This is a genomic window from Xylophilus ampelinus, assembly GCF_003217575.1.
Lineage (GTDB): Bacteria > Pseudomonadota > Gammaproteobacteria > Burkholderiales > Burkholderiaceae_C > Xylophilus > Xylophilus ampelinus.
This window is the reverse complement of the sequence record NZ_QJTC01000022.1, coordinates 58,298-68,722: the sequence shown is the minus strand read 5'-3', so window position 1 is coordinate 68,722 and position 10,425 is coordinate 58,298. Positions and strand designations below refer to the sequence as shown.

The 10,425-nt window shown below is 69.1% G+C and carries 11 protein-coding genes; 8 read left to right on the top strand and 3 right to left on the bottom strand.

Going from position 1 to position 10,425, the window contains the following annotated elements; translation table 11 throughout:
• Nucleotides 1-99: 99 nt before the first annotated feature.
• Complete coding sequence (locus tag DFQ15_RS17915; RefSeq protein ID WP_233504524.1) at nucleotides 100-255, top strand: hypothetical protein; 156 nt, start codon at nucleotides 100-102, stop codon at nucleotides 253-255.
• An 8-nt stretch (nucleotides 256-263) separates the two neighbouring features.
• On the opposite strand, the gene DFQ15_RS13650 is transcribed toward DFQ15_RS17915, so the two are convergent.
• The gene (locus DFQ15_RS13650) at nucleotides 264-1,031 is read right to left on the bottom strand and encodes a DUF481 domain-containing protein (RefSeq protein WP_158529074.1); all 768 of its coding nucleotides are present in this window, start codon (nucleotides 1,029-1,031) and stop codon (nucleotides 264-266) included.
• A gap of 215 nt (nucleotides 1,032-1,246) precedes the next feature.
• On the opposite strand from DFQ15_RS13650, the gene DFQ15_RS13645 reads away from it, so the two are divergent.
• The 3 genes from DFQ15_RS13645 to DFQ15_RS13635 all read left to right on the top strand — a co-directional run bounded on the left by DFQ15_RS13645 (nucleotide 1,247) and on the right by DFQ15_RS13635 (nucleotide 4,353).
• Nucleotides 1,247-2,137 (top strand): alpha/beta hydrolase, encoded by an 891-nt coding sequence (locus DFQ15_RS13645; RefSeq protein WP_110466498.1) that lies wholly within the window; start codon nucleotides 1,247-1,249, stop codon nucleotides 2,135-2,137.
• Between the two features lie 149 nt (nucleotides 2,138-2,286).
• Nucleotides 2,287-3,351: a class II fructose-bisphosphate aldolase gene (gene fba, locus DFQ15_RS13640; protein ID WP_110466497.1), complete on the top strand. Its 1,065-nt coding sequence runs from the start codon at nucleotides 2,287-2,289 to the stop codon at nucleotides 3,349-3,351.
• A gap of 90 nt (nucleotides 3,352-3,441) precedes the next feature.
• A complete protein-coding gene (locus DFQ15_RS13635) occupies nucleotides 3,442-4,353 on the top strand; it encodes a phosphoribosylaminoimidazolesuccinocarboxamide synthase (RefSeq protein WP_110466496.1) in 912 nt (303 codons plus the stop codon).
• A 19-nt stretch (nucleotides 4,354-4,372) separates the two neighbouring features.
• Here DFQ15_RS13635 and DFQ15_RS13630 read toward each other — a convergent pair whose 3' ends face one another.
• Complete coding sequence (locus DFQ15_RS13630) at nucleotides 4,373-5,293, bottom strand: tetratricopeptide repeat protein (protein WP_110466495.1); 921 nt, start codon at nucleotides 5,291-5,293, stop codon at nucleotides 4,373-4,375.
• A 72-nt stretch (nucleotides 5,294-5,365) separates the two neighbouring features.
• On the opposite strand from DFQ15_RS13630, the gene purE reads away from it, so the two are divergent.
• The 4 genes from purE (at nucleotide 5,366) to DFQ15_RS13610 (ending at nucleotide 9,335) form a co-directional block, all read left to right on the top strand.
• Nucleotides 5,366-5,869 carry a 5-(carboxyamino)imidazole ribonucleotide mutase gene (purE, locus tag DFQ15_RS13625; RefSeq protein ID WP_110466494.1) on the top strand — a complete coding sequence of 168 codons (504 nt, stop codon included), beginning with the start codon at nucleotides 5,366-5,368 and terminating at the stop codon, nucleotides 5,867-5,869.
• Entirely contained in the window at nucleotides 5,866-7,260 is a 1,395-nt protein-coding gene (locus DFQ15_RS13620) for a 5-(carboxyamino)imidazole ribonucleotide synthase (RefSeq protein ID WP_110466493.1), read from the top strand. Before purE ends, DFQ15_RS13620 begins: the two co-directional genes overlap by 4 nt.
• Before the next feature lie 42 nt (nucleotides 7,261-7,302).
• A complete protein-coding gene (locus tag DFQ15_RS13615; protein WP_110466492.1) occupies nucleotides 7,303-8,313 on the top strand; it encodes an L-threonylcarbamoyladenylate synthase in 1,011 nt (336 codons plus the stop codon).
• 68 nt (nucleotides 8,314-8,381) lie between these two features.
• Entirely contained in the window at nucleotides 8,382-9,335 is a 954-nt protein-coding gene (locus DFQ15_RS13610; RefSeq protein ID WP_110466491.1) for an SGNH/GDSL hydrolase family protein, read from the top strand.
• A gap of 338 nt (nucleotides 9,336-9,673) precedes the next feature.
• On the opposite strand, the gene DFQ15_RS13605 is transcribed toward DFQ15_RS13610, so the two are convergent.
• The gene (locus tag DFQ15_RS13605; protein ID WP_110466490.1) at nucleotides 9,674-10,423 is read right to left on the bottom strand and encodes an OmpW/AlkL family protein; all 750 of its coding nucleotides are present in this window, start codon (nucleotides 10,421-10,423) and stop codon (nucleotides 9,674-9,676) included.
• Nucleotides 10,424-10,425 lie beyond the last annotated feature (2 nt).

Genomic DNA, 10,425 nt, shown 5'->3' with positions numbered 1-10,425 from the left:
CCTGATCTGGTCATCTTTGTAGTTTCCTGGACTTGGAAACTCATGGATAACCATTCGTCAACTTAGTTCGGCTTATTTTTGAGACACCACACTAGCCGCGTGCTGATAGATTTTTCTGGAGATGCCGCGCTTGCGGCGATGGCGGATGAGCTTGGTTTGGGACGTTTGAGGACGGCCTCTCGGGAGCGTGTTCTTAAAGCTATTACCAAGGCGGAATTGATCCGCGATACCAAATCCGCATCGCCGCAACCGTAGCGGTTCGCCTAGTCAAAGCGCAGCGATACGCCGGTGACGAACGATGCGTCGCCTTTCTTGATGCCTACGCCGGGGTCGCTGTCGTAGCGGTAGTTCAGGCCGGCGGTCAGGTTGAGGGTGGGTGTCATCGCCACCGAGATGCCGGTTTCCAGCGCGCCGCGGTAGGCGCCGCGGTCGGTCAGGTTGGGGTAGACGGTGACCTTCTGGCGGATGCGGGTGGTGTTGGTGAGTCGGTGGCTGGATTCCTCGGCCATCACCAGCTCGGTACGGCCGTACTCGGAGCGTACCTGGTCCAGCACTTCTATGGGCGTGACGTACTTGTCCTGGGTGTAGCCCAGGCCGAGCGAGATGTCGAGGTTGTTCTCGTCGCCGCGCAGCATGTGGCGGCCGACGCCGCCCGCCAGCGAATAGCGGTGGCCGATGTTGGAGGGCCGGTCGCGGATCAGATCGACCGCGCCGAAGCTGAAGCTGTTGCGCGAGATGTCGCGGTTGTACTGCGTTCCGAGCGAATAGCGCTGGGCCGATTTGCTGCCGTTGGCCTGGCCGTAGTTGAGCTGGCCGCGGGCGATCAGCTTGTCGTGTTCGGTGACGCGGGCCGCTTCGCCGCTGGCGTTGATCGCGGTGGTGTCGCTGTTGCCCTTGGTGGCGTTGCCACCGGCGCTGAACAGGTAGCGCCATTCGCCGTCGGGTTTCAGCGTGACCTGTGCCCGGGTGACGGCGGGCAGGCAGGCGATGGCTGCGGTGCAGGCGGCCAGCGTGATGACACGGAACTTCAAATCGGACTCCTTCCTCGTTTCTCGGGTCCGCAGACGCGCAACACCCGACTCTCTCATGGTGCACTGCAACAGGCCCGGGGTTCCCACCGGCAGATGTGCCAGTTGTATCAAGTGATAACACCGCCCTGCGGGCATCGTCCCTACAGTGCCGCACCTGCCTCGCCGGGTCGCGGTGCGTACCGCCACCGTATTTTCCCTCAGCCGATGAACCGTTCATGAACCTGGACCCTCTTCGTTCCCCCGCCCGCCGTGCGGGCCTGCTGGCGGCCGCGGCCACGCTGTTGTCGGGTTGCAGCGGCGCCCAGGTGCTCGACCGGCTGGTGCCGCGCAGCGGTTACCGGCTGCAGCCCGGCATCGCCTACGGCCCCGATTCGCGCCAGAAGCTCGACGTGTACCGGCTGCCCGAAGGCGCCCGTACCGGCGGCAAGCCGCCGCCGATCGTCGTTTTCTTCTACGGCGGCACCTGGACGATGGGCGAGCGGGCCGACTACCGCTTCGTCGGCGAAGCCCTGGCCGCGCACGGCGCGATCGCGGTGGTGCCCGACTACCGGCTGAGCCCCGGCGTGCGCTATCCCGAATTCGTGCGCGACAGCGCCCGCGCGGTGCGTTGGGCCTTCGACCATGCGGCCGAGATCGGTGGCGACCCCGCCGACATCGTGCTGATGGGCCACAGCGCCGGCGGCTACAACGCGGCGATGCTGGCGCTCGATGCGCGCTGGCTGCAGGAGGTCGGCCTGGCGCCGCGGCAGCTCAAGGGCTGGATCGGCCTGGCCGGCCCCTACGACTTCCTGCCGATCGACAACCCCGACACCCAGGTCGCCTTCCGGTGGCCCGACACACCGGCCGATTCGCAGCCGCTGGCCCATGCGTCGCCGGCCGCGCCCCGCACCCTGCTGGTCGCCGCCGACACCGACAGCGTGGTCAACCCGCGTCGCAATACCTTCGCCCTGGCCGAGAAGCTGCAGGCGGCGGGCGTCGACGTGACCTTGCGCCACTACGGCCGCATCAACCATGTGACGCTGGTCGGCAGCCTGGCCGCGCCGCTGCGCTGGCTGGCGCCGGTGCATGCGGACGTGCTGGCGTTCCTGGGCCTGTCGCCCGCCTGACCCGGCCGCCCGCCGCGCCCGGCCCTGGCGGTGTTCGCTGACAGCCGGCCGGGGCGTCGGCCGCTAAAATCGGAAGGCTACCGTCGGATTACCGCGCCGCATGCCGATCGCGGCCCGCCGGCTTCCAACCCCTACTTTGGATCACCACCATGGCATTAGTCTCGATGCGGGAACTGCTCGACCACGCCGCCGCGAACGGTTACGGCATTCCAGCCTTCAACGTCAACAACCTCGAGCAGGTGCAGGCCGTGATGGAAGCCGCCAAGGAAACCGGGGCGCCGGTGATCCTGCAGGCCAGCGCCGGTGCCCGCAAGTACGCCGGCGAGGCGTTCATCAAGCACCTGATCCAGGCCGCCGTCGAGCAGTATCCGAACATCCCGCTGGTGATGCACCAGGACCATGGCCAGAGCCCCGCCATCTGCCGGGGCGCGATCGACCTCGGCTTCTCGTCGGTGATGATGGACGGCTCTTTGCGGGAAGACGGCAAGACCCCTGCCGACTTCGACTACAACACCGACGTGACCCGCAAGGTCGTCGAGATGGCGCACAAACACGGCGTCACCGTCGAAGGCGAACTCGGCTGCCTGGGCAACCTCGAGACCGGCGATGCCGGCGAGGAAGACGGCATCGGTGCCGATGTGAAGCTCGACCACAGCCAGATGCTGACCGATCCGGAAGAGGCCGCCGCCTTCGTCAAGGCCACCCAGCTGGACGCGCTGGCCATCGCCATCGGCACCAGCCACGGCGCCTACAAGTTCAGCCGCCCGCCCACCGGCGACATCCTGGCGATCTCGCGCGTCAAGGAAATCCATGCCCGGATTCCCAACACCCACCTGGTGATGCACGGCTCCTCCAGCGTGCCGCAGGACCTGCTGGCCATCATCAACCAGTACGGCGGCAAGCTGAAGGAGACCTACGGCGTGCCCGTCTCGGAAATCCAGGAAGCCATCAAGTTCGGCGTGCGCAAGATCAACATCGACACCGACATTCGTCTGGCGATGACCGGCGCGGTGCGCAAGTTCCTGTCCGAGAATCCCGACAAGTTCGACGCGCGCGAATGGTTGAAGCCCGCCCGCGAAGCCGCCAAGCAAATCTGCAAGCAGCGCTACATCGAATTCGGCTGCGAGGGCCAGGGCGCCAAGGTCAAGGGCGACAGCCTGCAGGTCGTCGCCGCCAAGTACGCCAAGGGCGAACTGGCGCAGGTCGTCCAGTAATGCCCGCGGGGCCCGCCGCCCGGCGGCCCCTGTGGCGATAATGCACCAGCCCGCCGCGTCTTGGCGGGCTTTTTTCTTGCCGTGACGACCATGACCGCTACCGCCCTCCATACCTCCGCCCTCCACTCCCTGCCGCTGCTGGCCCGCGGCAAGGTGCGCGACAACTACGCCGTCGGCGACGACCGCATCCTGATGGTCGCGAGCGACCGGCTCTCGGCCTTCGACGTGATCATGGGCGAGCCGATTCCCGGCAAGGGCGTGCTGCTGACGCAGATGGCGCTGTTCTGGTTCGACAAGCTGGGCGACATCGTCCCCAACCATCTGACCGGCGGTGCACCCGAGAGCGTGGTGAGCGCCGCCGAGGTGCCGCAGATCACCGGCCGCTCGATGCTGGTCCAACGCCTGAAGCCCATTCCCGTCGAGGCGGTGGTGCGCGGCTACCTGGCCGGCAGCGGCTGGCAGGAGTATCAGGCATCGCAATCGGTCTGCGGCGTGTCGCTGCCGGCGGGTTTGAAGAACGCCAGCCCGCTGCCCGAGCCGATCTTCACCCCCGCCGCCAAGGCCGCGATGGGCGAGCACGACGAGAACATCACCTACGAGCGTGTCGTCGAGACGGTCGGCCCCGATCTGGCGGCCCGGATCCGAGACGTGAGCATCGCCATCTACAAAAAGGCCGCCGCCATCGCCCGCGAGAAGGGGATGATCATCGCCGACACCAAGTTCGAGTTCGGCCTGGACCCGGCCGGCCGGCTGGTGCTGATGGACGAGGTGCTGACGCCCGATTCGTCGCGCTACTGGCCGGTGGAGGGCTACGACGCGGCCTTCGCCGCCGGCATCAACCCGCCGAGCTACGACAAGCAGTTCGTCCGCGACTGGCTGGAGGCGGTGCGCATCCACGGCAAGGCCTGGGACAAGACCGCGCCGGCACCGCGCCTGCCGCAGGACGTGATCGAGAAGACGGCGGCCAAGTACCGCGAGGCGTTGGAACGGCTGATCGCCTGAGCCGGCCCGCCCTGTTCGGTCAGCTCAGCACGACCGAACTGAGCCGCCGACGGTAGGTCGCCACGACCGGATCGTCGGGCGGGATCTGGCCGTCGGCGACCTTCGGCTTCGGCGGCTCGATCACGTCGAGCACCGCGATGTAGGTCTTGCGGGCCGCGTCCTCGTTCCACGACTTGTCGCGCATCAGGATCTCGAGCAACTCGTCCATCGCGGCGGTCCACTGCTGCTGGGCGATGAGCAGGCGGGCGCGGCCGAAGCGGGCGTCGAAATCGCGCTTGTTGGCGGCGATCTTCGCATCGAAATCGGCCGCAGCCGGCGCTGCATGCGGACCACCTGCTGCGAAATCGATAGCATCAATCCAGCGCTGCAGGGAGTCGAAGCGCCGCACCAGGCCGGTCCGGGCGATCACCGGCGCGAAGGCCACCTTGGCATCGTCGGTGCGGCCGAGCTGCAGCAGCAGCTTGACGTAGTCGAAGCGGGCATCGTCGTTGGCCGGGTCGGCGGCCACCGCGTGCTGGAGCTTTTCCAGGGCGGTCTCGGTGTCGCCCTCGGCCAGCGCGTCCTGGGCGGCGAACTCTTCCTGCTCGGCCTCGACTTCCTCGGCACTCGGCACATGCTTGTCGAGGAATTCGCGGATCGTCGCCTCGGGCTGGGCGCCGACGAAGCCGTCGACCGGCTGGCCGCCGACGAACATCACGCAGAACGGGATGCTGCGCACGCCGAACATCTGCGAGAGCTGCTGCGAGATCTGCGGCACCTTGTCGGCGTCGAGCTTGGCCAGGGTGAAGCGGCCGGCGTAGTCGGTTTCAAGCTTCTCCAGCACCGGGCCCAGTTGCTTGCATGGGCCGCACCATTCGGCCCAGATGTCCAGCAGCACCGGCCGGGTCATCGAGCCGTCGATCAGATCGGACTGGAAATTCTGAAGGGTGATATCGATCATGGAAGCCAGGTATACGCCTAAAAGTAAAATTCAAGGTTGCATCAATCGCGGACGGCGCATACCGCTCCCTCTATGACACCCCTCTCCATTGGCGTGGTCATGGGTTCCAGCTCCGACTGGGACACCATGCAGCACGCGGTTCAGATTCTCCAGCAATTCGGCGTGCCGCATTCTGCGCGCGTCGTCTCGGCGCACCGCATGCCCGACGACATGTTCGCCTACGCCGAGTCGGCCACCGCCCAGGGCCTGGCCGCGATCATCGCCGGCGCTGGCGGCGCGGCCCACCTGCCGGGCATGCTGGCCGCCAAGACCACCGTGCCGGTGCTGGGCGTGCCGGTGGCCAGCCGCCACCTGCAGGGTGTCGATTCCCTCCACAGCATCGTGCAGATGCCCAAGGGCATTCCGGTGGCCACCTTCGCCATCGGCGCGGCCGGCGCGGCCAACGCGGCGCTGTTCGCGGTCGCGATGCTGGCGGTGGGCGATCCGGCCCTGCGCGCGCAGCTCGACACCTTCCGGGCCGAGCAGACCGCCGCCGCCCGGGCGATGGCGCTTGCACCGGTGGGCTCCGCCGCATGACCGACGCCCCCGCACCGCTCGCCGCGGCCGACGATGTCGCCTGCCCCGTGTTCCTGTCGCTGCCCGGGGTGGTGCCACCGCCCGACGGCGCCGGTGCCGTGGCGGCGCCCGCGGGCCAGGCCGGCACTACGCTGGGTGCCGAGATCGAGGCGGTGCTCCACGGCCTGGCCGACACCCGGCCCGGCCCGGCCCCTGCCGGCGCTGCCCTGGGCCATGTCGCCGGCAGCCATGCCGAGGTGACGCTGGGCGTGGTGGGCGGCGGCCAGCTGGGCCGGATGTTCGTGCACGCGGCCCAGTCGATGGGCTATTTCACTGCGGTGCTCGACCCCGATCCGTCCAGCCCCGCCGGCCGGGTCAGCCACCACCATGTACAGGCGGGCTATCTGGATCCGGACGGTCTGGCGCACATGGCGCAGCTGTGCGTCGCCGTCACCACCGAATTCGAGAACGTGCCCGCTGCCGCGCTGGCCACCCTGGCCCGCAGCCTGCCGGTGGCGCCGGCGGCCTCGGCCGTCGGCATCGCGCAGGACCGCGCGGCCGAGAAAGCCCATTTCGACCGCTGCGACGTACCGTGTGCGCCCTACGCGCTGATCGACACACCCGAGCAGCTGGCCGCGGTCGATGCGTTCCTGCTGCCCGGCATCCTGAAGACCGTCCGCATGGGCTACGACGGCAAGGGCCAGGCCCGGGTGGTCGACCGCGACGCGCTCACCGCCGCCTGGGCGCAGCTGCAGCACGTGCCTTGCGTGCTGGAAAAGATGCTGCCGCTGGCCGCCGAATGCTCGGTGATCGTTGCGCGCGGCGCCGACGGCACCACCGTGCACTTCCCGGTGCAGCGCAACCTGCACCGCGACGGCATCCTGGCGGTGACCGAGGTGCACGAAGGCAACATCGATCCTGCCCAGGCGCAGCAAGCCGTAGATGCTGCGAAATCGATAGCAGACGGCCTGGGATACGTCGGCGTGCTCTGCGTCGAGTTCTTCCTGCTGCAGGACGGCCGGCTGGTCGTCAACGAGATCGCGCCCCGGCCGCACAACAGCGGCCACTACACGATCGACGCCTGCGACAGCTCGCAGTTCGCGCTGCAGGTGCGCACCATGGCCGGTCTGCCGCTGGCAGCGCCCCGCCAGCACAGCCCGGCGGTGATGCTGAACCTGCTGGGCGACCTGTGGCAGTTGCCGCAGGTCGAGGGCCAGGTGTCGCCGGCGCAGCGTACCCCGGCCTGGGACCGGGTGCTGGCGCTGCCCGGCGCCCATCTGCACCTCTACGGCAAGCATGCCGCGGTGCCGGGCCGCAAGATGGGCCACCTGACCTTCACCGCGGCCACCGCCGTGGCCGCACGCGAGGCGGCGCTGGAGGCCTGCGCCATCCTGGGCATCGCGCCTTTCTGAGCGCCGCGCGCGGCACCGTTCTTTTCCTTCGACCAGCACCCCATGATCCTCGACGGCCACGATCCCGCCGCGGTCGCGCAGGCGGCCGACATCCTGGCCGCCGGCGGCCTGCTCGGCATGCCGACCGAGACCGTCTACGGCCTGGCGGCCGACGCCACCCGCGCGGACGCGGTGGCTGCCATCTTCGCCGCCAAGGGCCGGCCGAGCGACCATCCGCTGATCGTGCATGTGGCGCCCGCGGGTCCCGGCCAGGCGCTGCCGCCGGGCGTGGACCATTTCACGGTCGACGTGCCGGCCTTCGCTCGGCGGCTGATCGCAGCCTGCTGGCCCGGCCCGCTGACGCTGATCCTGCCGCGCCGGCCCGGCGTGGCCACCGCCTCGGCCGGCGGACACGCCACCATCGGCATGCGCTGCCCGTCGCACCCGGTGGCGCAGGCGCTGCTCGCCGCGTGTGCCGCACGCGGCATGGCGGGCGTCTCGGCTCCCAGCGCCAATCAGTTCGGCCGGGTCAGCCCGACCACCGCCGCCCACGTGGCCGCCGAGTTCGATGCCGGCCTGGCGGTGCTCGACGGCGGGCCTTGCGCCGTGGGGATCGAATCGACCATCGTCGACTGCTCCCGTGGCGTGCCGCTGCTGCTGCGGCCGGGCGCCGTCACCCGCACCCAGGTCGAGGCCGCCTGCGGCATGGACCTGGCCGAGCCCGAGACGCTCGATGCGCCGGCGCCGCGGGCCTCCGGCACGCTGGAGGCCCACTACGCGCCGCGGGCCAAGGTCCGGCTGATGAATGCCCGGGCCCTGCAGACCGGGCTGGACCTGCTGGGCGCCGAGGCGGCGCACCTGGCGGTCTACGCCCGCGCCGAGGTGACGCCCCGCTCGTCGAAGGTGGTGGTGCGCCGCATGCCCGACGATGCGGAGGCCGCCGCCCAGCAGCTCTTCGCCGCGCTGCGCACCTTCGACGACCAGGGCGTGCGCCTGATCTGGATCGAAGCGCCGCCCGACACGCCCGCCTGGGAGGGTGTGAACGACCGGTTGCATAGGGCCGCCGCCGCTTGAAACACTCGTTCCGGCGGTCCCCCGACCGCCGGTCGCTACACTTCCCCCACATTTCTGGAGAGATTCCCATGACAGCAAATTGGTTGCGCCGCACTGCCGTGCTGGCCGCGTGCGCATCGGCGGCCGTGCTGGCCGCCTGTGGTTCGAGCAACGTGGAGTCGGCGGTCTCGCCCACCCGTTTCGTCGCGTTCGGCGACGGCCTGAGCGATTTGGGCGAGAACGGCTCGCGCTACACCGTCAACGACGGCAGCACCAACATCTGGACCCAGCAGCTCGCCGCCAGCTATGGCAGGACGCTCACGACCGCCTCCGCGGGCGGCACAAGCTACGCCACCGGCAATGCGCGCATCGCGCTCAAGCCCGACGCGGCCGGCAGCAACGCCACCCGCACGGTGACCGAACAGGTCGACGCCTTCCTGGCCACGAACACGATCAGCCAGACCGACGTGCTCGTCATCAGCGGCGGCACCTCGGACGTGCTGGCCAACTACGCCGCCTTCCAGGCCGGCACCCTCACCAGCGCCCAGTTCCTCGCAAACATGGTTACCGCCGGCCAGCAGTTGGCGACGCAGACGCGCCGACTGGTGACGGCCGGTGCGCGCTACGTGGTCGCCAGCGGCACCTACGACCTGAGCCGTTCGCCCCTGGCCATCGGCCGCGCCAGCACCGACATCCTGGGTCAGGCCAGCACCGAATTCAACAAGGCGCTGCTGCTCAACATCGCCGACCTGGGCAGCAACGTGCTCTATGTCGACGGCGCTTACTACTACAACCTGCTGACCGGCCTGCCGGGCAACTACAGCCTGAACGACGGTACCACCTCGGTCTGCACCTCGGTCGATTCCGGCGCCGGCATCGGCACCGGCATCGGCCAGGTCAGTTCGGCCCGCTGCAACACCGGTACGCTGAAGGCCGGCCTGGACTACTCCAAGTACGTGTTCGCCGACAGCGTGTACGTCACGCCGCAGGCGCAGCGCCTGTTCGGCACCTACGCCTACGACCGGCTTCGCACTAGATTCTGATCCCCCGGCTTCTCACGGCGCTGCCGCGCCGTGTAGTTCGCCACCCCCTGAGGGGGAGGCTCCGCCTGGGCCAGGGGGACCCTGGCCCGGCTGGGGCTGGGGAAGGCAGGGAGGTTGCGGCTGAACGCTGAGGCGCTGGGTTTCAGCGGTTTTGTGTCCTGCGTCTGTCTGCCGTGTGCCAGGTTCGAGTGACAGGGCGACCCTCCCGGTTCAAGGTCCAGCGGCCCAAGAGTCGCTCTATCTCTGGCGCCGGACATCGGCTTCGATGAAAGAAACCCCCCGCAGGGCTCGCGCCTGGCGGGGGTTTTCGTTGGGGGTGCCGGTAGCCGGCGCGGGGGTCAGAAGCGGTAGGCGGCGGTGACCGTCAGCACTACGGGGCGGAACTTGATGTCGACTTCTCGGGCCGCGCCGGCGGTGGTGGCGACGAGGTGGGTCTTGATCTTGGCGGTGGCCACCGAGGTGTGGATCGACCAGCGCTCGTTGATCTTGTAGTCCACGCCGACCTGGGCTGCGAGGCCCCAGGAGTCTTCCAGTTCCAGGCGGGTCGGGCCGCCGTTGAGGCCGTTGCCGGCCGCGGTCGAGGTGCGCTTGTCGAAGTTGGTGTAGTTCACGCCCACGCCGACGAAGGGGCGCCAGGTATTGGTCGATGGACCGAACGCGTAGTTGACGAACAGCGTCGGCGCCAGCTGCCGCACCATCGCGACCGTCTGGCCGTTGTAGCCCTGCACGTTGGCGGGCAGGCTGGACGACAGCTGGGCGGTAACCGGGTGGGTGGGCGGATAGCCCATCGCCAGCTCGACCTCGACGTTGTCGTCGAGCGCGCGGGCCACCGAGAAGAAGGTGGTGTATTTGTCCTCCACCTTCAGGCTCACGCCCGACGGCGGACCGGGCAGCAGCGGTCCGGTGGCCTGCGAGGCGCTGGAACGCGGCGCGATGTGCGTCACGCCGGCCCGCACCGTCCAGGCGGTGGAAGGCGTGGGCGAAGACAGCGAGGCGAGGAAGGATGCGCCGGCATTGTCCTGCGCCAGTGCCGCGCCGGCGGTGGCCAGCAGGGCGCCGGCGGCGGCGAGGGATGCGATCTTGTGCATGG